19 protein-coding genes and 1 riboswitch are annotated in these 19,858 nt (G+C 67.5%); of the genes, 5 read left to right on the top strand and 14 right to left on the bottom strand.

The features are described 5' to 3' along the window. Positions 1 to 137: 137 nt before the first annotated feature. From A6A05_RS12865 to A6A05_RS12875, 3 genes are all read right to left on the bottom strand, one after another. Positions 138 to 461: a YbjQ family protein gene (locus tag A6A05_RS12865; RefSeq protein ID WP_068501707.1), complete on the bottom strand. Its 324-nt coding sequence runs from the start codon at positions 459 to 461 to the stop codon at positions 138 to 140. Positions 462 to 470: 9 nt separating this feature from the next. After that, a complete protein-coding gene (locus tag A6A05_RS12870) occupies positions 471 to 704 on the bottom strand; it encodes a hypothetical protein (protein WP_068501710.1) in 234 nt (77 codons plus the stop codon). 64 nt (positions 705 to 768) lie between these two features. Then, positions 769 to 1,926, bottom strand: coding sequence for a DNA polymerase IV (locus A6A05_RS12875; RefSeq protein ID WP_082910943.1), 1,158 nt, complete (start codon positions 1,924 to 1,926; stop codon positions 769 to 771). A gap of 40 nt (positions 1,927 to 1,966) precedes the next feature. Between A6A05_RS12875 and A6A05_RS12880 the strand changes: the two genes are divergently transcribed. The 3 genes from A6A05_RS12880 (at position 1,967) to recR (ending at position 4,952) form a co-directional block, all read left to right on the top strand. Further along, positions 1,967 to 3,742, top strand: a complete 1,776-nt coding sequence (locus A6A05_RS12880) for a DNA polymerase III subunit gamma/tau (protein ID WP_068501712.1) — start codon at positions 1,967 to 1,969, stop codon at positions 3,740 to 3,742. Continuing rightward, entirely contained in the window at positions 3,739 to 4,062 is a 324-nt protein-coding gene (locus A6A05_RS12885) for a YbaB/EbfC family nucleoid-associated protein (RefSeq protein WP_068501715.1), read from the top strand. The genes A6A05_RS12880 and A6A05_RS12885 overlap by 4 nt, the downstream gene beginning before the upstream one ends. 293 nt (positions 4,063 to 4,355) lie before the next feature. Further along, complete coding sequence (recR, locus tag A6A05_RS12890; protein WP_068501718.1) at positions 4,356 to 4,952, top strand: recombination mediator RecR; 597 nt, start codon at positions 4,356 to 4,358, stop codon at positions 4,950 to 4,952. Positions 4,953 to 5,001: 49 nt separating this feature from the next. Here recR and A6A05_RS12895 read toward each other — a convergent pair whose 3' ends face one another. After that, positions 5,002 to 6,225 carry a phosphoglycerate kinase gene (locus A6A05_RS12895; RefSeq protein WP_068501721.1) on the bottom strand — a complete coding sequence of 408 codons (1,224 nt, stop codon included), beginning with the start codon at positions 6,223 to 6,225 and terminating at the stop codon, positions 5,002 to 5,004. A gap of 81 nt (positions 6,226 to 6,306) precedes the next feature. Beyond that, the gene (gene gap / locus A6A05_RS12900; protein ID WP_068501724.1) at positions 6,307 to 7,308 is read right to left on the bottom strand and encodes a type I glyceraldehyde-3-phosphate dehydrogenase; all 1,002 of its coding nucleotides are present in this window, start codon (positions 7,306 to 7,308) and stop codon (positions 6,307 to 6,309) included. A gap of 523 nt (positions 7,309 to 7,831) precedes the next feature. Here gap and A6A05_RS12905 point away from each other — a divergent pair. Continuing rightward, positions 7,832 to 8,482 (top strand): response regulator, encoded by a 651-nt coding sequence (locus A6A05_RS12905; RefSeq protein ID WP_068501727.1) that lies wholly within the window; start codon positions 7,832 to 7,834, stop codon positions 8,480 to 8,482. 51 nt (positions 8,483 to 8,533) lie between these two features. Further along, complete coding sequence (locus tag A6A05_RS12910; protein ID WP_068501730.1) at positions 8,534 to 11,215, top strand: cation-translocating P-type ATPase; 2,682 nt, start codon at positions 8,534 to 8,536, stop codon at positions 11,213 to 11,215. Here the strand turns inward: A6A05_RS12910 and A6A05_RS12915 are convergent. The 9 genes from A6A05_RS12915 to A6A05_RS12955 all read right to left on the bottom strand — a co-directional run bounded on the left by A6A05_RS12915 (position 11,205) and on the right by A6A05_RS12955 (position 19,503). Then, positions 11,205 to 11,702, bottom strand: a complete 498-nt coding sequence (locus tag A6A05_RS12915; RefSeq protein WP_156521050.1) for a hypothetical protein — start codon at positions 11,700 to 11,702, stop codon at positions 11,205 to 11,207. The genes A6A05_RS12910 and A6A05_RS12915 overlap by 11 nt on opposite strands. Positions 11,703 to 11,810: 108 nt before the next feature. Then, positions 11,811 to 13,202 (bottom strand): adenosylhomocysteinase, encoded by a 1,392-nt coding sequence (ahcY, locus tag A6A05_RS12920; RefSeq protein ID WP_068501737.1) that lies wholly within the window; start codon positions 13,200 to 13,202, stop codon positions 11,811 to 11,813. Positions 13,203 to 13,289: 87 nt separating this feature from the next. After that, positions 13,290 to 15,092 carry a phosphoenolpyruvate--protein phosphotransferase gene (ptsP, locus tag A6A05_RS12925; RefSeq protein ID WP_068501740.1) on the bottom strand — a complete coding sequence of 601 codons (1,803 nt, stop codon included), beginning with the start codon at positions 15,090 to 15,092 and terminating at the stop codon, positions 13,290 to 13,292. A gap of 27 nt (positions 15,093 to 15,119) precedes the next feature. Beyond that, positions 15,120 to 15,407 carry an HPr family phosphocarrier protein gene (locus A6A05_RS12930; protein ID WP_068501743.1) on the bottom strand — a complete coding sequence of 96 codons (288 nt, stop codon included), beginning with the start codon at positions 15,405 to 15,407 and terminating at the stop codon, positions 15,120 to 15,122. Then, entirely contained in the window at positions 15,404 to 15,811 is a 408-nt protein-coding gene (locus tag A6A05_RS12935) for a PTS sugar transporter subunit IIA (protein ID WP_068501745.1), read from the bottom strand. Before A6A05_RS12935 ends, A6A05_RS12930 begins: the two co-directional genes overlap by 4 nt. A 13-nt stretch (positions 15,812 to 15,824) precedes the next feature. Further along, positions 15,825 to 16,736 carry an RNase adapter RapZ gene (rapZ, locus tag A6A05_RS12940; RefSeq protein ID WP_068501748.1) on the bottom strand — a complete coding sequence of 304 codons (912 nt, stop codon included), beginning with the start codon at positions 16,734 to 16,736 and terminating at the stop codon, positions 15,825 to 15,827. Beyond that, on the bottom strand, positions 16,736 to 17,167 hold the full coding sequence (locus tag A6A05_RS12945; RefSeq protein WP_068501750.1) for an HPr kinase/phosphorylase: 432 nt from the start codon (positions 17,165 to 17,167) through the stop codon (positions 16,736 to 16,738). Before A6A05_RS12945 ends, rapZ begins: the two co-directional genes overlap by 1 nt. 31 nt (positions 17,168 to 17,198) lie before the next feature. Continuing rightward, complete coding sequence (locus A6A05_RS12950) at positions 17,199 to 18,815, bottom strand: stimulus-sensing domain-containing protein (RefSeq protein WP_245644293.1); 1,617 nt, start codon at positions 18,813 to 18,815, stop codon at positions 17,199 to 17,201. Continuing rightward, positions 18,805 to 19,503: a response regulator transcription factor gene (locus A6A05_RS12955; protein ID WP_068501753.1), complete on the bottom strand. Its 699-nt coding sequence runs from the start codon at positions 19,501 to 19,503 to the stop codon at positions 18,805 to 18,807. Before A6A05_RS12955 ends, A6A05_RS12950 begins: the two co-directional genes overlap by 11 nt. Positions 19,504 to 19,594: 91 nt before the next feature. After that, positions 19,595 to 19,832: riboswitch (cobalamin riboswitch) on the top strand. Positions 19,833 to 19,858: the final 26 nt, after the last annotated feature.

Here is a 19,858-nt window from a genome sequence, read left to right on the forward strand (position 1 = left end):
TCGCCGACAGCGACAGGGTCAAAAGCCTCTGCTATCAGCCCTGGGTCCAGCAGGTCATTTCGTAGGTTCGCCGGTATGAGCCGGCCCGGCACGGGCAGCGCTTCGCGCCAACTACACGGGCAGCGCTTCGCGCAGATTCACCCCAATTTTACGGCGGTGCCGTTGACGCTGACCATCAGCAGGGTCTTGCTGTCGCCGCCGATCACCTCGTAATCCAGGTCCACCCCGATCACCGCGTCGGCCCCCAGGGCGCGGGCGCGCTCGACCATGTCGGCCAGGGCCATGTCCTTGCCCTCTTGCAGTACCTTCTCGTACGAGGCCGCCCGGCCCCCGACCACGTCGCGCACCGAGGCGAACAGGTCCTTGAAGATGTTGGTGCCCAGCACCGCGTCGCCCGAGACGATGCCGAGATACTGGCCGACGACCTTGCCGTCGATGGAATCGGTGGTGGTGACGATCATCGCCTGTCCTTATCCTTGCACGCCGCTGCTGATCGGGGTGAAGCAATCGGGGTCGAACAGCATCGACACCGCCACCGTCATCGCGCGGGCGCCGCTCTTCTCGACCATGCGGACATGGCGCGGAATGTCGGGATATTCGAACACGCGTTCGACCACCCATTCGCCGCCATAGGTGCCGGCCTTGCGGAAGATGTCACCGGGGGCAACGTCGTCGCCGCGGGCGCGGCGGCCAAAAAGGCTCATCGGGGTGTCTCTTATTCTAACGGGTCTATAGCCGTCATACGCGCCTTGTGCGTGAATGTCGAGATCAGCCGAACAGATCGGGCGGATCGGCCTCGGATGGCGGGGCCAGATCGGTCACGCCCACGCCGATCAGGCGAAAGGCCCGCCCATCGGTCTCGCGCGCCAGAAGCGGCCGGGCGGCGGCGGCGATCACCTCGGCCCGCTGGGTCGGCGCCGGCAGCTTGTGGTTGCGGGTCAGCACCTTGAAATCCGCCGTTTTCAACTTCATGACCAGGGTGGACCCGGCCACCTCGTCGCGCAGCAGGCGGGCGGCGACCTTGGCGGCCAGCAGGTCCAGCGCCTGGGCCAGCGGGGCGAAATCGCGGACGTCACGAGCGAAGGTGGTCTCGCGCGAGACGCTTTTGGCCGGGCGGTCGGGGGTGATGGCCCGGCTGTCCTCGCCCCTGGCCATTTGATGAAGGGCGCGGCCGAAGCGGCCGAAGCGGGCGATCAGGTCGGCCTCGGACGCATCTTGCAGGTCGGCGATGGTGGAAAAGCCGGCCGCTTCCAGGCGGCTGGCGGTGGCGCGGCCGACGCCGAACAAGGTTGACACCGGCAGGGGCGCCAACTGGCCAGCGGCCTCGGCGCGGCCGATGACGGTGAAGCCCCTGGGCTTGTTGCGGTCGCTGGCCAGCTTGGCCAGGAACTTGTTGGCCGACAGCCCGACCGAGATGGTGATGCCGACCCGGGTTTCCACCGCGCGCGCCAGCCGGGCCAGCAAGATGGCCGCCGGCTTGTCGACCAGGCGCACGCCCGGCGACAGGTCCAGATAGGCCTCGTCCAGGGACAAAGGCTCGAAGATCGGCGTCGCCTTGGCCAGCAAGGCCCGGATCTGGGCCGAGACCTGCGCATATTTGGCGATGTCGGGGGGGATGACCACCGCGTGGGGGCACAATTCCAACGCCTTGAACATCGGCATGGCCGAGCGCGGGCCGAACTTGCGGGCGACGTAGCAGGCGGTGGTGACCACGCCGCGCCCGCCGGGATGGCCGACGATCACCGGCCGGTCGGCCAGTTCGGGGCGGTCGCGCTTTTCCACCGAGGCGTAGAAGGCGTCGCAATCCATGTGGGCGACGGTCAGGTCGAACAGTTCGGGATGGCCGACCACCCGGGCCGATCCGCAGCGCGGGCAATCGGCGCCGGACTTGAACGGCTTGCAGCAATCAAGGCACAGACTCGGCATGGTTTGATCATACCCGATTTCCTCTATATTCTCTGGCCCCATGACCGAAGCCGTCGAAGCCACCCCCTATCGCGTCCTGGCCCGCAAATACCGGCCGACCGACTTTTCCACCCTGATCGGGCAGGATGCGCTGGTGCGCACGCTGACCAACGCCATCGGCTCGGGCCGGCTGGCGCACGCTTTCGTGCTGACCGGGGTCAGGGGTGTGGGCAAGACGACGACGGCGCGCATCATCGCGCGTGCGCTTAATTGCGTCGGCCCCGACGGCCAGGGCGGCCCGACCATCGAGCCCTGCGGCGTTTGTGAACATTGCCGCGCCATCGCCGAGGATCGCCATGTCGATATCCTGGAGATGGACGCGGCGTCCAGGACCGGCGTCAACGATATCCGCGAGATCATCGAGGGCGTGCGTTATCGCCCGACATCGGCCCGCTTCAAGGTCTACATCATCGACGAGGTGCACATGCTGTCGACGGCGGCGTTCAACGCGCTGCTGAAGACGCTGGAAGAACCGCCCGAGCATGTGAAGTTCGTCTTCGCCACCACCGAGATCCGCAAGATCCCCATCACCGTGCTGTCGCGCTGCCAGCGTTTCGACCTGCGCCGGGTCGAGGCGTCGGTGCTGGCCGCCCATTTCGCCGGGATCGCCGAAAAGGAAGGGGCCGAGATCGAGCCCGAGGCGTTGGCCCTGATCGCGCGCGCCGCCGACGGATCGGTGCGCGACGGCTTGTCGCTGCTGGACCAGGCCATCAGCCACGGCGCCGGCAAGGTGGGGCAGGCCCAGGTGCGCGACATGCTGGGCCTGGCCGACCGCGTCCGCGTGTTTGACCTGTTCGAGGTGGTGATGAAGGGCCAGATCGCTCCGGCGCTGGACCTGCTGGCCGAACAATACGCCCTGGGCGCCGATCCGGCGGTGGTGCTGCAGGACCTGCTGGAGCTGACCCACTGGCTGACCCGGCTGAAGCTGGCCCCCGACGCCGAGTTCGGCAATATCGCCGAGGCCGAGCGGGTCCGCGGCGGCGAGATGGCCAAGGGTCTGGGCATGGCCCATCTGGCCCGGGCCTGGCAGATGCTGCTGAAGGGTCTGCAGGAAACCCGCAGCGCGCCCCACCCGTTGCAGGCGGCCGAGATGGCCCTGGTCCGCCTGGCCTATGCCGCCGATTTGCCGACCCCGGCCGAGGCGATCGAGCAGATGCGCAACCAGCCACCGGCCCCGCGCGGGCCGTCCGGTGGTGGCGGCGGTGGCGGTGCTCCGATCCCGTCGGGGGCCGACCGGGTGGCGACCCAGATGATTCCGTCGGGCGGCGGTGGTGGTGGACCGGCCATGTCGGCGGCCGCCCTGCAACTGGCCCCGGCCCCGGTGGCCCAGACCGTGGCGCTGCCGGTGATGCCGGCCAGCTTCGCCGAGGTGGCGCAATTGTTCTCGGAACGGCGCGAGGGGACCTTGGCGGTGGCGCTGCGCCGTCAGGTCAATCTGGTGCGCTTCGAGGCCGGCCGCATCGAGCTGCGCCCGCACGCCAACGCGCCATCGGACCTGTTGCCCAAGGTGTCGCGCCTGTTGACCGAATGGACCGGCCGGCGCTGGACCGTCACCGTCAACGCCACCGATCCGGCCGAGGCCACCTTGTCGGAACAAGAGGCCCAGGCCGAGACCCGCCGGCGCGAGGATGCCGCCAACCACCCGCTGATCAAGGCGGTGATGCAAACCTTTCCCGGCGCGATCATCGAAGCGGTGCGCGACATCGCCGCCGACGAACCCGAAGAGGCCGAACTGGCCTTCGATTCCGATCTCACCCCTGCAGACGAGGAAGCATGAAAAACCTTGGCAACCTGATGAAACAAGCCCAGCAGATGCAGACCAAGATGGCCGAGATGCAGGCCAAGCTGGCCGAGATGGAGGTCAGCGGCGCTGCCGGCGGCGGCATGCTGCGGGTCACCTTGAACGGCAAGTTCGAGCTGAAGGGCATCAAGATCGACAAGGCTTTGGTCGATCCCAACGATGTCGAGGTGCTGGAAGACCTGATCGTCGCCGCCTTCAACGACGCCAAGGTCAAGGCCGAGGCGGCGATGAACGAGGAAATGGCCAAGGTCACCGGCGGCCTGAACCTGCCGCCGGGCATCAAGCTGCCGTTTTAGGGCCGAAGGCCGCCCGTGGCCGGGCCCGCTCACGCGCCGCGGGGCTTTAGCAGGCTCGAGGAAAAATGCCAATTTCCCTCGTCATTCCCGCGAAGGCGGGAATCCATGCATCCGGCAGAACAACATATGGTGTCTTATTTCGCGCCTCGCCCCAACATGGACCCCCGCCTGCGCGGGGGTGACGGGGGGAAGGGAGCGGAACGAGTTCCTTCGCAGCCTGTTAGAGCCCGAGCGGCGATTGAGCCGCCCGGGACGGGCGCGCCACAGGCAGATTCACAGGAGCCCTTGTCGCCATGGTCGGACCCGAGATCGAACGGCTGATCGCGCTTCTGGCCCGCTTGCCCGGTCTGGGGCCGCGTTCGGCCCGCCGTGCCGCCCTGGCCCTGGTCGAGCGCAAGGACAGCCTGCTCGACCCCTTGGTGCGCGCGCTGGCCCAGGTGGCGCATACCGTCAAGACCTGCCCGATCTGCGGCAATTTCGACAGTTGCGAGCCCTGCGCCATCTGCGCCGATCCCACCCGCGACGAAAGCCAATTATGCGTGGTCGCCGATGTCGGCAGCCTGTGGGCGATGGAACGGACCGGCGCCTTCAAGGGGCGCTATCACGTGCTGGGCGGCCTGTTGTCGGCGCTGGACGGAATCGGCCCCGACGATCTGGCCATCGAATCGCTGCGTGCCCGCGCCGCCTCGGGCCGGTTCTCGGAAATCATCCTGGCCCTGCCGGCCACCGTCGAGGCCCAGACCACCGCCCATTTCGTCCAGGACCGGCTGGCCGCGACCGGCATTCGGCTGTCGGCCCTGGCCCAGGGCGTGCCGGTCGGCGGCGAGCTGGATTATCTGGATGACGGCACGCTGAGTGCCGCTCTGAAGGCAAGGCGGACGCTGTCATAAAAAAACGGGGCGCAGATGGCGCCCCGTTTCCCATGCATTCACAGCCCGATCAGCACTGGCCGCCGCCGCAGCCGCAGCCGCCCGAGGCCTTGATCTCCAGGGCGGCGACGCCCGGCAGGGTCTTGCCTTCCAGCCATTCCAGGAACGCGCCACCGGCGGTCGAGACATACGAGAACTTGTCCTCGACGCCGGCCGCCGCCAGGGCGGCCACGGTGTCGCCGCCGCCGGCCACGGTCAGAAGCTTGCCCTGGGCGGTGCGCTGGGCCGCCGCCTGGGCCACCGCGTTGGTGGCGGCATCGAACGGCTTGATCTCGAAGGCGCCCATCGGGCCGTTCCACACCAGCGTCTTGCAGCCGCCGATGCGGTCGATGATGGCCTCGGTCGAGGCCGGACCGGCATCCAGGATCATCATGTCGTCGGGAACGGCGTTGATGCTGACCACCTTGTTGGGGGCGTTCTCGGCGAATTCGGTGGCGACCACCACGTCGACCGGCAGGACGATGTGGCAGTGGGCGGCCTTGGCCTTCTCGATGATCTCGCGGGCGGTGTCGGCCATTTCCTTTTCACACAAGGACTTGCCGACGCTCTTGCCCTGGGCGAACAGGAAGGTGTTGGCCATGCCGCCGCCGATGATCAGGTAATCGACGCGCGACACCAGATTGCCCAAGAGGTCCAGCTTGGTCGACACCTTGGCGCCGCCGACCACCGCCGCCACCGGCTTTTCCGGCGAGCCCAGGGCCTTGGCCAGGGCTTCCAGCTCGGCCTGCATCAGGCGACCGGCGGCGCAGGGCAGCAGGCGGGCCAGCGCCTCGGTCGAGGCGTGGGCGCGGTGGGCGGTCGAGAAGGCGTCGTTGACATAGATGTCGCCCAGGCCGGCCAGAATCTTGGCGAAGGCCGGGTCGTTCTTTTCTTCCTCGGGGTGGAAGCGGACGTTTTCCAACAGCAGGGTGTCGCCGTCCTTCATGGCGGCGATGGCCGCCTCGGCGGCCGGGCCGATGCAATCGTCGGCCCAGGCGACGGGCTTGCCGACGGCCTTGGCCAGCGGCTCCAGCAGCAGCTTCTGCGAATACTTGGCCTCGACCCCCTTGGGGCGGCCGAAATGGGTCAGGATGATGACCTTGGCGCCCTTGGCGGCCAGCTCGGTCAGCGTCGCCGCCGAACGGTCGATACGGGTGGTGTCGGTGACCTTGCCGTCCTTGGCCGGCACGTTGAGGTCGGCGCGGACCAGAACCCGCTTACCCTTGACGTCCAGCGCATCGATGGTGCGGAACATGGCGTTTTCCCCCTGATCAATTCTTGGAATGAAAAGGGGCCGGGCGGGCAGTCGCCGCCCGGCCCCCTTGACGGCTCAGGCTCAGCCCTTGGCGATGTGGGTCAGGAACCGCAGCATGTTGCAGGTGTAGCCGTATTCGTTGTCGTACCAGGTGACGACCTTGACGAAGGTGCTGTCCAGGGCGATGCCGGCATCGGCGTCGAAGATCGACGGCATGTTGCAGCCGACGAAATCGGTGGCGACCACCTTGTCCTCGGTATAGCCCAGCACGCCCTTCAGCTCGCCTTCCGACGCCTTCTTCATGGCGGCGCAGATTTCCTCGTACTTGGCGTCCTTGTTCAGCTCGACGGTCAGGTCGACCACCGAGACGTCCGAGGTCGGCACGCGGAAGGCCATGCCGGTCAGCTTCTTGTTCAGCTCAGGCAGCACCTTGCCGACGGCCTTGGCGGCGCCGGTCGAGGAGGGGATGATGTTTTCCAGGATGCCGCGGCCGCCGCGCCAATCCTTCGAGGACGGGCCGTCGACGGTCTTCTGGGTGGCGGTGGCGGCGTGGACGGTGGTCATCAGGCCGCGCTTGATGCCCCAATTGTCGTTCAGCACCTTGGCCACCGGGGCCAGGCAGTTGGTGGTGCACGACGCGGCCGAGACGATCTTCTCGCCGGCATACTTGGTGTGGTTGACGCCATAGACGAACATCGGGGTGTCGTCCTTGGACGGAGCGCTCATCAGCACCTTCTTGGCGCCGGCCTTCAGATGCTTTTCGGCCGAGGCGGCGTCCAGGAACAGGCCGGTCGATTCGATCACCACGTCGACGTCCAGCTCGCCCCACTTCAGGTTGGCGGGGTCACGCTCGGCCGACAGCAGGACCGGCTTGTTGTTGACCGACAAAATGTTGCCATCGACCTCGATGTTGCCATTGAAGCGGCCATGCACCGAATCGTACTTCAGCATGTAAGCGAGGTATTCGGGATCGAGCAGGTCGTTGATGCCGACGATCTCGATCTGGGGAAATTCCTTCGCGACGGCGCGGAACACCATGCGGCCGATGCGGCCGAAGCCGTTGATGGCGACGCGAACAGTCATAGTTACCTCCACTTCGGTACGACACGGATGAATCAGGTGGCAGGACCCCACCCCAGGCTGTCCCGGTGGTGCGGTCCGCTGTGCTGCGGGTGGGGCGCGTTGGCGTGCCGCCAGCCGAATTCGAACCGGCAACCATATCGCACATCAGGCCAGCGGAATCCAGCCCAGAAAGCAGCAAAACCCGCCGGAAAAGCGTGAAAAATCATTACCTTTTCTTCATCCCACCCTGGGGGGTGAAGGGGCGGTACCCGATGCGGCGGGGCCAGTTGTGAAAACGGGTCGGAAGGTCTTGTCCACCATCACCCTACCCAGTCAGGTGGCAGGCCTAAAGATTGGTCCGACCAGTGACCTTTGCTTTGCGAAGGGAGGTCATATATCGTGATAAGGACTAAGGTCCGGCCAGTCCTACAAACCTATTGCGTAGGGACATGCCGCGTCGATTGGAGGATAAGCGTTGCCGACATTGACGCATGAGCCGGGGGGCGGGGTGCTCGGTGGCCAATGCCGGTCATGTGGGGACGCCATGAAGATACTGATTGCCGATGACCACGAACTGTTTCGGGATGGCTTGCGCCATGTCCTGGGGCAATTGGGTGAGCAACTGACCATCGTCGAAGCCTGCGATTATGGTGATCTGTTCGCCGTCGCGCGCAGCGGTTCCGACTTCGACCTCGTCCTGCTCGACCTCACCATGCCCGGCGCCGAATGGGCCGAGGGGCTGCGCCAGATCAAGGAGATCCTGCCCGGCACGCCGATCATCGTGCTGTCGGCCGCCGACGACCGCCGCCATGTCCTGCAGGCGGTCAACATGGGGGCATCGGGCTTCATCCCCAAAAGCTCGCCCAGCCGGGTGATGCTGTCGGCATTGCGCCTGGTGCTGTCGGGGGGCGTCTACCTGCCGCCGGCCTTGATCGAGCCGCAGGGGCCGGGGGGCGATTCCTTCAACCCGGTCGCCACCGAACAGGCGATTTCGTTCCTGACGCCGCGTCAGCGCGAAGTGCTGGCGCTGCTGGGCCAGGGCAAGTCGAACAAGGAAATCGCCCGCTCGCTGGAACTGGCGGAAGGCACCGTCAAGTTGCACGTCACCGCCATCCTGAAGGCGTTGGGGGTCAACAACCGTACCCGGGCGGTGGTCGCCGCCTCGCAGATGGGCCTGAACGAAACCGAGGTCTGATCCGCGTTCTTGCCGGGTTGAACCCTGCGGCAGTGGGCTTATCTTGGTCGGATGAATCCAAGGATCATCCCATCCGGCGACCGTCGCCACCCCTGGCACACCCTGTCCGTACAGGACGCCTGTCGGCACCTGGATGCCGACATCACGGCTGGACTGTCGGCGCCCGAGGCCCAGGCCCGGCTGGACCGCTTTGGCGCCAACCGGCTGCCCGAGCCGCCGCCCCGGCCACTGTGGAAGATGGTGGTCAGCCAGTTCACCAGCCTGCTGGTGCTGGTGCTGCTGGTGGCCGGCGTGCTGGCCGGCTTCGTCGGCGACACCACCGACATGCTGGTGATCTTCGGGGTGATCGCCTTCAACGGCGCCCTGGGCTTTTATCAGGAATTCCGCGCCGAGAAGGCGCTGGACGCCTTGAAGGCGATGCTGCCGGCCCTGTGCCGGGTGCGGCGCGACGGCACCAAGCAGGAGCTGCCTGCCGCCCAACTGGTGCCCGGCGACGTGGTGCTGCTGGAAGCCGGCGACCGCATCCCCGCCGACGGCCGGCTGGCGGTGGCCCATCAGCTGGAAATCGATGAATCCTCGCTGACCGGCGAATCGCTGGCGGTGGCCAAGCAATCGGATACGCTGTCCGACCACGATCTGCCCCTGGCCGAGCGCACCAACCTGGCCCACATGAACAGTGTGGTCACCCGCGGGCGCGGCGAGATGTTGGTGGCCGCCACCGGGGCGGCGACCGAAATGGGCCGCATCGCCGGCATGCTGCAGGCGGCTGGTGACGAAACCACCCCCTTGCAACGGCGCCTGGACCAGTTGGGCCGGCGCCTGGCCCTGCTGGCCGGGCTGGTGGTGGCCTTGTATCTGGTGCTGGGGCTGGCGCGTGGCGAGCCGGTCGCCCAACTGGTGCTGACCGCCATCGCCCTGGCGGTGGCCGCCATCCCCGAGGGACTGCCGGCGGTGGTGACGGTGACGCTGGCCATCGGCATGGTGCGCATGGCCCGGAAGGGGGCCATCGTCAAGCGGTTGGCGGCGGTCGAGACCCTGGGCTCGACCACTGTGATCTGTTCCGACAAGACCGGCACCTTGACCATGAACCAGATGACGGCGGTGGCCGGCTGGGCCGCCGGCCGGCGCTTTATCGTCGATGGCGAGGGTTATGGCCGCGAGGGGGCGGTGCGCCCGGCCGACGATGGCGGGCCGCTTCCCGATCTTGCCCCCCATCTGGCCGCCGCCCGTCTGTGCACCGAATCGATGCTGGCCGATGACGGCCACGGCGGCCGGAAGGTGGTGGGCGACGCCACCGAGGGCGCGCTGCTGGTGCTGGCCGACAAGGCCCATGCCCATCAGGATTGGCCGCGCCTGGCGGAAGTGCCGTTCGATTCGGCGCGCAAGTTCATGATCAGCGTGCATCGCTCGTCCGATGGCGGCCTGCGGCTGCTGGTCAAGGGCGCGCCCGATGTGGTGCTGGGCCTGTGCCGGGCGGTGCGGCTGGAAAGCGGCGACCATGACCTTGATCGCGAGCGGGCCGATCAGGTGTCGCGCGAGAACGAGGCGATGGCCGCCAAGGCGTTGAGGGTGCTGGCCCTGGCCGAGGCGGTGGTGGACGAAACCGCGTTGGCCGACCCGCTGGCTGCCGCGCGTGACCTGACCCTGACCGCCCTGATCGGCCTGTTGGACCCGCCCAGGCCGGGTGCGCGGGCGGCGGTGGCGGCGTGCCGGACGGCGGGGATCGCCGTCAAGATGATCACCGGCGACCACCGGGTGACGGCGGCGGCCATCGGCCGCGCCTTGGGCCTGGACGGCGAGGTGGTGACCGGGGCCGAGCTGGACCGCATGGACGATGCCGAACTGGCCGGGCGGATCGACGATATCGCGGTGTTCGCCCGCGTCGCCCCCGAGCACAAGGTCCGCATCGTCGAGGCGCTTCGGGCGCGCGGCCATGTCGTCGCCATGACCGGCGACGGGGTCAACGATGCCGCCTCGCTGAAGGCGGCGCATATCGGGGTGGCGATGGGGCGCACCGGCTCGGACGTGACGCGCGAGGCGGCGACCATGGTGCTGACCGACGACGATTTCGCGACGGTAGTCGGCGCCGTGCGCGAGGGACGCACCATCACCGACAATATCGTCAAGTTCGTGCGCTTCCAGCTCTCGACCAATATCGGCGCCTTGCTGACGGTGCTGGCGGCGCCGATCGTGGGCCTGGCCAGCCCGTTCCACCCGATCCAGATCCTGTGGGTCAACATCATCATGGACGGGCCGCCGGCCCTGGCCTTGTCGTTCGACCCGGCGCGGCCCGGCCTGATGGAGGAACCGCCCAAGGCCCAGGGCGAGGCGATCTTGTCGACCCGCCGGCTGCTGAGGCTGGCCCTTTACGGCACCACCATGGCGGTGGGCACCCTGGGCGTGTTCGCCTGGGGTCTAAGCACGGGCGACGAGACCCAGGCCCGCACCCTGGCCTTCACCACCTTCGTGCTGTTCCAGTTCTTCAACGTCTTCAACGCCCGGGTCGGTCACGAATCGGCGCTGGGCGCCCAGATGTTCGCCAATGGCAAATTATGGGTCGCCCTGGCCGGCGTGATCGCCCTGCAGGCGGCGGCGGTGCATTGGGGGCCGGCCCAGGCGATCTTCCACACCTCTGACTTGTCGGCGCTGCAATGGGCGGTGGCGGTGGCGGTGGCCTCGTCCGTGCTGGTGCTGGACGAGGCGCGCAAGGCGATCGGGCGGTTTACTTCGTAATCGGTCGGTTCAGTTCGCGGCGCAGCAGGGTCAGGGTCTCGTCCAGCCGTGGGCGGATGGCCGCCTGCAGGTCGGGGGTGAAGGCGCCCGGCTGCTCGGCATTCAGGAAAAAGAAGCCGCCGACCTCGTGCAAGCCCGGCACGGCGGCGGTCAGGCTGGAGCGGATGCCGGCCTCCAGCAGGGCCTGGACATGGCGGGCGCGGTTGTCGCCGACCTGGGCGATGTCGTGGATGATCCGGTACCGACCGCTGCGGGTGCCAAAGTCCAGTCCGGGCAGGTCGGACAGCGGCAGGTTCAGCCGGTCGAGATAGGGGCAGGCGCGCCCGGCAAACGCGATCGAGCGGACCGATTCGGTCGGCGGGTGATAGTTGACCACCGCTGCACGGACCATGCAATCACCGCCGGGAACGGCGCGCAGGCGGCGTAGCGACATTTCCAACAGCCACGACAACCGATTGCGCACACCAGATTCCTTGGCGGCCGGCATACGCACCTCCCCACGTCCCGCAGAGTCTACTCCTATACTAAAAGATATAGGTGCCAAAAAAAAGCCCCTCGACCAGTGGCCAAGGGGCTTTCTTGGGATGGGTCCAGACTAGTAGCGGTAGGTGTCGGGCTTGAACGGGCCTTCGACCGCGACGCCGATATACTCGGACTGCTTGGCGTTCAGCTTGGTCAGCGTGGCGCCCAGCTTGGCCAGGTGCAATGCTGCGACCTTCTCGTCCAGATGCTTGGGCAGCACATAGACCTTCTTCTCGTACTTGCCGGGATTGCAGAAGATGTCCATCTGGGCCAGCACCTGGTTGGTGAAGCTGGCGCTCATCACGAAGCTGGGATGGCCGGTGGCGCAGCCCAGATTGACCAGACGGCCCTCGGCCAGCAGCAGGATGCGGTTGCCGCCGGGGAACTTGATCTCGTCGACCTGCGGCTTGATGTTGGTCCACTGGAAGTTCTTCAGGCCGGCGACCTGGATCTCGCTGTCGAAGTGGCCGATGTTGCAGACGATGGCCCGGTCCTTCATCGCCCGCATGTGATCGACGGTGATGACGTCGACATTGCCGGTGGTGGTGACGAAGATGTCGCCGCGGGGCGCGGCCTCTTCCATGGTCAGGACCTCATAGCCTTCCATGCAGGCCTGCAGGGCGCAGATCGGGTCGATCTCGGTGACGATGACGCGGCAGCCCTGGCTGGCCAGGCTTTCGGCCGAGCCCTTGCCGACATCGCCGAAGCCGGCGACCACGGCGACCTTGCCGGCCAGCATGACGTCGGTGGCGCGGCGGATGCCGTCGACCAGGCTTTCACGGCAGCCATACTTGTTGTCGAACTTCGACTTGGTCACCGAATCGTTGACGTTGATGGCCGGCCACAGCAACGTGCCCTTCTTCTCCATCTCGTACAGACGATGGACGCCGGTGGTGGTTTCCTCGGTCACGCCGCGGATGGCGGCGCCGTTGCGGGAATACCAGGTCTTGTCGGTTTCCAGCTTCTTCTTGATGGAAGCGAACAGGACTTCCTCTTCCTCGCAGGTCGGGTTGGCCAGGACCGACAGGTCCTTTTCCGCACGCATGCCCAGATGGATCAGCAGCGTGGCGTCGCCGCCATCATCCAGGATCATGTTGGGGCAGCCGCCATCGGCCCAGTCGAAGATGCGGTGGGTGTAGTCCCAATATTCTTCCAGGCTCTCGCCCTTGATGGCGAAGACCGGGGTGCCGGCGGCGGCGATGGCGGCGGCGGCATGGTCCTGGGTCGAGAAGATGTTGCAAGACGCCCAGCGGACGTCGGCGCCCAGGGCCTTCAAGGTCTCGATCAGCACGCCGGTCTGGATGGTCATGTGCAGCGAGCCTGCGATGCGCGCACCCTTCAGCGGCTGGCTGGGGCCGAATTCGGCGCGGGTGGCCATCAGGCCGGGCATCTCGCTCTCGGCGATGTCCAGTTCCTTGCGGCCCCAATCGGCCAAAGCGATGTCGGCGACGACGTAATCGGTCATGGGAAAACGACCCTTCCAGCGGGAGTGTGACTGAAGCGCGTTGTAGCAGGGCCGGACGGCGATTGCAAGGGTGATATAAAGATATCTTTATGTCGGCATGAGAGTGGCCGAGGTCCGGTTGGCCGTTCCGTCGGGGGACGAGAACCCATCCACCAGGCCGGCGATGCGGGCGGCGTCGCTTTGTTCCATCACCAGCCGGGCCATGCGGCTGGCGGCCGAAAGGTCCAGTCCGCGCACGCGCTGCTTGACCACGGCGATGTTGGTGGCCGACATCGACAGGTCGCGGATGCCCAGGCCCAGCAGCAAGGCGGTGTAGCGCGGATCGCCCGCCACCTCGCCGCACACCGCCACCGGGATACGGGCGCGCTTGGCCGCTTCCGTGGTGAACTGGATCAGCCGCAGCACCGCCGGATGCAGCGGGTTGTAAAGGCTGGCGACCGCTTCGTCGGCGCGGTCGATGGCCAGGGTGTACTGGGTCAGGTCGTTGGTGCCGATCGAGAAGAAATCGGAATTGAAGGCCAGCGCGTCGGCCCCCAGCGCCGCGCCCGGCACCTCGATCATCACGCCCAGCGGCGGCAATGGGTCGGCCATCGCCACGCCGGCCCGCTTCAGGCGGCGGACCACCTTTTCCAGGGTGGCGCGCACCGCCTGGATCTCCTCGACGGTGGCGACCATCGGCACCAGGATGCGCACCCGCCCGAAGGCCGAGGCCCGCAGGATCGCCGCCAATTGCGTTTCCAGCAATTCCGGCCGGGCCAGCGACAGCCGCACGGCGCGCAGGCCCAGCGCCGGGTTGAGGCCGGGATTGACGCCCAGTCCGTGCGCCAGCTTGTCGCCGCCGACATCCAGGGTGCGGATGGTGACCTCGCGCCCGGCCATGCCCTGGATCACCGCCTGGTAGGCGGCGAACTGCTCGTCCTCGCCGGGCACGTCGTCGCGGTTCATGAACAGGAATTCCGAGCGCAACAGGCCGATCCCCTCGGCGCCGGCGGCCAGGGCCGAGGCCACCTCGCCCGGCAGTTCGATATTGGCTTCCAGTTGGACCCGCTGGCCGTCGCGGGTGGTCGCCGGCAAATCCTTCAGGCGGGCGAGCTGGCGTCGGCTGCGCAGGAAGTCGGCGCGCATCTTGCGATAGGCGTCCAGCAGATCGTCCGACGGGTTCAACACCACCCGGCCGTTGCGGCCGTCGATCACCACCACGTCGCCGGTGCGGGCATGGCGCATCAGCTCGGCGACGCCCAGCACCGCCGGCAGGCCCAGCGAACGGGCCATGATGGCGGTGTGGCTTTCGGCGCCGCCCAGCTGGGTGGCGATGCCGGCCACCACCTTGGGGTCCAGCAGGGCGGTATCGGCCGGGGTCAGTTCCTCGCCCAGGATGACGCTATTCTTGGCCAGGGTCTGGAACGGCTTCCAGTCGCGGCCGATCAGGTTGCGGATCAGCCGCCGGCCCAGGTCGCGCACGTCGGCGGCGCGGCCAGACAGATAGGAATCCTCCATCGCCTCGAAGACGTGGGCGATGGAATCGATTTCGTGCTGGACGGCGGCTTCGGCATTGATGCGCTCGGACTCGATGCGGCCCTCGACGCCCCTGACCAGGCGCGAGCCGTGCAGCATCTGCTGATAGGCATCCAGCAGATAGCCCAGTTCCTCGGCCGCCGCGCCGTCCAGGCCCTCGGCCTTGGCCCGCATCTGGGCGACCTGGCCCTGCGCCGTCTCGACGGCGGCGGCGAAGCGCTTCTTCTCGGCGGCCAGGCGCGAGGCGGGAATCCGGGTCTCGGCCACCGCGACATGGTCGGAATCGTGGCGATAGACGGTGCCGATGGCGATGCCCCGGCTGACCGCCATGCCGGTCAGCACTATCTCGCGGGCAGGGGCGGCGGCTTGGGGCATCCAAAATCCTCGGGACAGGGGTGAGGATCAGTCCTCTTCGTCGAACTTCTGATCGACCAGGGAGCAGATGGCGTCGAGCGCCGGCCCGGCGTCGGGACCCGAGGCCCGCATCTCGATCGAGCAGCCGGGAGCGGCGGCCAGCATCATCAATCCCATGATCGACATGCCCGAGACCTCGGTGCCGCGATGGGCGACATGGACCTGGGCGTCGAAGGTGGCCACCAGCTTGACGAACTTGGCCGCGGCGCGGGCATGCAGCCCACGGCGGTTGCAGATGGTGGCGGTGCGCCGGACTTCGGTGTCGGCCGCGCTCATCGGGACCCCTGGCTCAACAGTTTCGAGGCGACGTTGATGTATTTGCGGCCGGCTTCCTGGGCCGAGGCGACGGCGTCGCCCAGCGGCTCGGAATGGCGCACGCTGGCCAGCTTGATCAGCATCGGCAGGTTGACGCCGGCGATCACCTCGATCTTGGCCTTGTCCATGATGGAAATGGCCAGGTTCGACGGCGTGCCGCCGAACATGTCGGTCAGCACCACCACGCCGGTGCCGTCATTGCAGCGGGCGACCGATTCCATGATGTCGTTGCGGCGCCGCTCCATGTCGTCGTCCGGGCCGATGCAGACGGCGGCAACGTTTGGCTGCGGCCCGACCACGTGTTCCATGGCGGCGACAAGCTCGTCGGCCAGCTTCCCGTGGGTCACAAGTACCAGTCCGATCATCTCCAACCCCTTGTCATGTCCCGGCTGCCAACAGTTCCCGGTGGCGAAGCTCGACCCGAACGTTGCGGCCGGCCAGCCACTGGGCCAACCGCTCGGCGACGAAGACCGAACGGTGGCGTCCGCCGGTGCAGCCGACGGCAATGGTCAGATAGCTCTTACCCTCGGCAGCGAAGCGGGGCAACAGCGGAGCCAGCAAACCGGTCAAAGAGTCGAAAAAAACCGCGAAAGCGGGGTCGTTCGACACGAATTCGGCCACGCCCGGATCGCGTCCGGTCAAGGGCTTCAGGTCGGGCTGGTAGTGCGGATTGGCCAGGAAGCGGGCGTCGAACACCAGATCTGCCTCGCGCGGCAGGCCTTCTCGATAGGCGAACGAGGTGACGAACACCAGCAGGCCCTGGGTCGAGGCCTGGCCGAAATGGGCCGACAGCACCTGCTTGAACTCGCCCGGCGCCAGGTTCGAGGTGTCGAACACCACGGCGGCGCGGCTTTTCAGCCCGCTGACCAGGGTCCGTTCGTGGCGGATGCCGTCGATCAGCGGCCGGTCGGCGGCCAGCGGATGGCGCCTTCTGGTCTCGGTGAAGCGGCGCCTGAGCACCTCGTCGTCGCAATCGAGGAACAGCAGGCGGACATCCTGGCCGGCCTCGGCCATCAGGCGGTCGATTTCGTGCAGCACCGGCTCGACGCCGAAATCGCGGGTGCGGATGTCGATGCCCACCGCCAGCGGCCGGGCCGGGCCGTCGCGGCGGACCAGGCTGGACAGCAGCATCACCGGCAGATTGTCGACCGCCTCGAAGCCCAGATCTTCCAGCACCTTCAGGGCCGAGGTCTTGCCGGCCCCCGACAGGCCGGTGACGATCACCACGCGACCGTCGGGCGCGTGAGGTGCAGGGGAATCGGGGGTGGGGGCTGCGGTGGCTGGGCTCATCACCGCACCATTATATCTCGCAGCGCGCCCCGCATCGCAAGGCGAACCTTGGAGGCCGCCGAGGCCTCGAACGGGGCCAGCGCCACACTTGGGACGGGAATCCCCAGGAAACTGGCGGTTGCCGGCTCGGGGTGGCGCTCAACCTGGTCCGGCGCCACCAGATCGACCACCAGCGACAGCGGCGCGAGCGGGCAATGGGGCAGGCGAACCACGCCCAGGCCGCGCACCTCGAACAGGCCGGCGATGGTGTCGGGGCAGCTGGCGAACAGGCGCCCGTCCTGGGCGGTCAGCGCGGTCTGGTCGTCGGCCACCAGCACCGCGCCGGCATCGATCAGCCGAAGCGCCAGATCGGACTTGCCGCCGCCCGAGGGCGCGCGCAGCAAGACGGCGTGACCGTCGATCTCGACCGAGGTGGCGTGAACCAGAAGCATCACGGAAGGGTGATCGTGGCGCCGTCGCGAGTCAATGGGCCGGCAGCGTCACCACGAAGCGCGCGCCGATCACCCGGCCGTCGGCATCGGTGCGGTTTTCCGCGTGGATGCGGCCCTGGTGGGCGTCGACGATCTGTTTGCTGATGGACAGGCCCAGGCCGGAATGGGTGCCGAACTTCTCGCCGGCCGGCCGTTCGGTGTAGAAGCGGTCGAAGATGGCTTCCAGCTTGCCCTCGGGGATGCCGGGGCCGTCATCCTCGACGGCGACGTGGATCACTCCGTCGTCGCGCCAGCCCGACAGGCGGATGGTGCCGCCGGGCGGGCTGAATGACAAGGCGTTGCCGATCAGGTTGCGCAGTACCTGGACCAGGCGGCCGTCGATGCCGGCCACCGTCAGGGGATCGGTGTCCGGCAGGGTCACCAGCACGGCGGGCGAGCCGTCGGCGCCGGTGTCCTGATAGACCTGGGCCAGGGTGGCCAGCAGGGTGGCCAGCGGCACCGGCTCCATCTCGGCGCGGCTCATTTCGGCATCGACGCGCGAGGCGTCGGAGATGTCGGTGATCAGCCGGTTCAGCCTCTCGACATCGTCGCGGATGATTTCCAGCAGGCGCTTCTGCTTTTCCGGGTCGCTGATGCGGGCCGCCGTCTCGACCGCCGAGCGCACGCTGGTCAGCGGGTTCTTGATCTCGTGCGAGACGTCGGCGGCGAAGCGTTCGATGGCGTCCATGCGGGTCCACAGGGCGGCGGTCATTTCCTTTAGGGCCAGCGACAATTCGCCGATCTCGTCGCCCCGGGCCGACAGATCGGGGATGCGGGCGCGCTGTCCCCGGCCGCGGCGGACCTGATGGGCGGCCATGGCCAGGCGACGCACCGGCCGGGCGATGGTGCCGGCCAGGAAGAAGGACAGGCCGACGGTGACCGCCAGGGTGACGATGAACACCTGGGCGATGGCCAGGCGGACCTGGAACAGGCCGTGGGCGACGGCGCGGCCGTCATGGGTGACCATCAAGGCGCCGACCACCTGCTTGTAGCGGCTGACCGGGACCGCCACCGACAAGACGATGCCGCCCTCGGGCGACGAGCGGATGGCGGTGCCGGTCTCGCCGGCCAGGGCGGCGACCACCTCGGGGAACTGGTCGCCCCGGCTGTCCAGCCGCTCGACATGAAGCGGCAGGTCGGGGTCGGCCGGCATCCAGTGGGACAGGCGGTCCCAGCGGGCGGCCAGGTCGGACCAGAAGCCGGGCGGCGGCGGCGGGTCCAGGTCCTCGATCTGGATGTTGCCCTTGGCCGACAGCACGAATTGCGAATCGGCGGCCAGGTCGCCGACGGCGTCGAACAGGCGCGCGCGCATCTGGGCCGGCTGGGCCAGGCGGCGGACCATCACTTGGGCCAGCTCGGCGTTGATTTCCAGGAAGCCCAGGCTTTGTTCGGCCACCGCGCTTTCGCCGACGGCACCGGCCACCATCTCGGCCTGGGTGGCCAGGCCGGCCAGTTCGGACTCGATCAGCGCCTGCTTGTAGCGGTCCAGGAACATCAGCCCGGCCACCAGCAGCACCGGGGCGATCAGGTTGACCGCCAGGATGCGTCGCGTCAGCGGCGAGGCCAGCGGCCGCCAGCGGCCCCGGCGCCTGACGGATTCAGTCTTCACGGTAACGATAGCCGACGCCGTACAGGGTTTCGATATGGGCGAAGGAATCGTCGACCTCGCGGAACTTCTTGCGGACCCGCTTGATGTGGCTGTCGATGGTGCGGTCATCGACATAGATCGATTCGCCGTAAGCGGCGTCGATCAACTGGTCGCGGTTCTTGACGTGGCCGGGCCGCTGGGCCAGGGCCTTGACCAGCAGGAACTCGGTGACGGTCAGATCGACCTTGGCGCCCTTCCACACGCAGACATGCCGGCCGGGATCGAGCACCAGTTCGCCCCGGGTGATGGCGCCGGCGGCCGGCCCGTCGCCTTCCTCGGCGGCCATGTCCAGGCGGCGCAGCAGGGCGCGGATGCGCTCGATCAGCAGCTTCTGCGAGAACGGCTTCTTGATGTAATCGTCGGCGCCCATGCGCAGGCCCATCAACTCGTCCACCTCGTCGTCCTTCGAGGTCAGGAAGATCACCGGGATGGCCGAGTTCTTGCGCAGCCGTTGCAGCAATTCCATGCCGTCCATGCGCGGCATCTTGATGTCCAGCACCGCCAGGTCGGCCGGCTGGCTGGTCAGGCCGCGCAGCGCCTCGGCGCCGTCAGTATAGGTGCGGACCTTGTAGCCCTCGGATTCCAAGGCGATCGACACCGAGGTCAGGATATTGCGGTCGTCATCGACCAGCACGATGGTATGGCCCACGAAAGAAAACTCCCCACGAACGTTCGGCCGGCCCAGGGTCGCGCAAACCGGCCCGGCGCGAAAGCGAAATTGACTTCCCCAATGTGGCGAAATTATAGTCCGCCCAGACGGTTCCCCCGAAGTCCGCAAGGGTGAAGGGGGTGAATATGGGAAGCCGGTGCGATTCCGGCGCTGCCCCCGCAACTGTAGGCGGAGAGGTTCCGGCCGTTCGCGATTGCCACTGACCCGTTTGCCAGGATATCCACCGGCGAACGTTTCCAAGGTCGGGAAGGCTATGCCGGAACCCTTGACCCGCGAGCCAGGAGACCTGCCGTCGAACCCGCGTGCGCACGACCTTCCGGGCGGGGTGTCCTGG

Origin of the sequence: Magnetospirillum moscoviense (genome assembly GCF_001650635.1) — a bacterium.
Classification (GTDB): domain Bacteria; phylum Pseudomonadota; class Alphaproteobacteria; order Rhodospirillales; family Magnetospirillaceae; genus Magnetospirillum; species Magnetospirillum moscoviense.

What these genes read in the sequence shown, in the direction of transcription:
- A6A05_RS12865 (WP_068501707.1), bottom strand. Translation starts at nt 461, where the DNA reads ATGATCGTCACCACCACCGATTCCATCGACGGCAAGGTCGTCGGCCAG.
- A6A05_RS12870 (WP_068501710.1), bottom strand. Translation starts at nt 704, where the DNA reads ATGAGCCTTTTTGGCCGCCGCGCCCGCGGCGACGACGTTGCCCCCGGT.
- A6A05_RS12875 (WP_082910943.1), bottom strand. Translation starts at nt 1,926, where the DNA reads ATGCCGAGTCTGTGCCTTGATTGCTGCAAGCCGTTCAAGTCCGGCGCC.
- A6A05_RS12880 (WP_068501712.1), top strand. Translation starts at nt 1,967, where the DNA reads ATGACCGAAGCCGTCGAAGCCACCCCCTATCGCGTCCTGGCCCGCAAA.
- A6A05_RS12885 (WP_068501715.1), top strand. Translation starts at nt 3,739, where the DNA reads ATGAAAAACCTTGGCAACCTGATGAAACAAGCCCAGCAGATGCAGACC.
- recR (WP_068501718.1), top strand. Translation starts at nt 4,356, where the DNA reads ATGGTCGGACCCGAGATCGAACGGCTGATCGCGCTTCTGGCCCGCTTG.
- A6A05_RS12895 (WP_068501721.1), bottom strand. Translation starts at nt 6,225, where the DNA reads ATGTTCCGCACCATCGATGCGCTGGACGTCAAGGGTAAGCGGGTTCTG.
- gap (WP_068501724.1), bottom strand. Translation starts at nt 7,308, where the DNA reads ATGACTGTTCGCGTCGCCATCAACGGCTTCGGCCGCATCGGCCGCATG.
- A6A05_RS12905 (WP_068501727.1), top strand. Translation starts at nt 7,832, where the DNA reads ATGAAGATACTGATTGCCGATGACCACGAACTGTTTCGGGATGGCTTG.
- A6A05_RS12910 (WP_068501730.1), top strand. Translation starts at nt 8,534, where the DNA reads ATGAATCCAAGGATCATCCCATCCGGCGACCGTCGCCACCCCTGGCAC.
- A6A05_RS12915 (WP_156521050.1), bottom strand. Translation starts at nt 11,702, where the DNA reads ATGCCGGCCGCCAAGGAATCTGGTGTGCGCAATCGGTTGTCGTGGCTG.
- ahcY (WP_068501737.1), bottom strand. Translation starts at nt 13,202, where the DNA reads ATGACCGATTACGTCGTCGCCGACATCGCTTTGGCCGATTGGGGCCGC.
- ptsP (WP_068501740.1), bottom strand. Translation starts at nt 15,092, where the DNA reads ATGCCCCAAGCCGCCGCCCCTGCCCGCGAGATAGTGCTGACCGGCATG.
- A6A05_RS12930 (WP_068501743.1), bottom strand. Translation starts at nt 15,407, where the DNA reads ATGAGCGCGGCCGACACCGAAGTCCGGCGCACCGCCACCATCTGCAAC.
- A6A05_RS12935 (WP_068501745.1), bottom strand. Translation starts at nt 15,811, where the DNA reads ATGATCGGACTGGTACTTGTGACCCACGGGAAGCTGGCCGACGAGCTT.
- rapZ (WP_068501748.1), bottom strand. Translation starts at nt 16,736, where the DNA reads ATGAGCCCAGCCACCGCAGCCCCCACCCCCGATTCCCCTGCACCTCAC.
- A6A05_RS12945 (WP_068501750.1), bottom strand. Translation starts at nt 17,167, where the DNA reads ATGCTTCTGGTTCACGCCACCTCGGTCGAGATCGACGGTCACGCCGTC.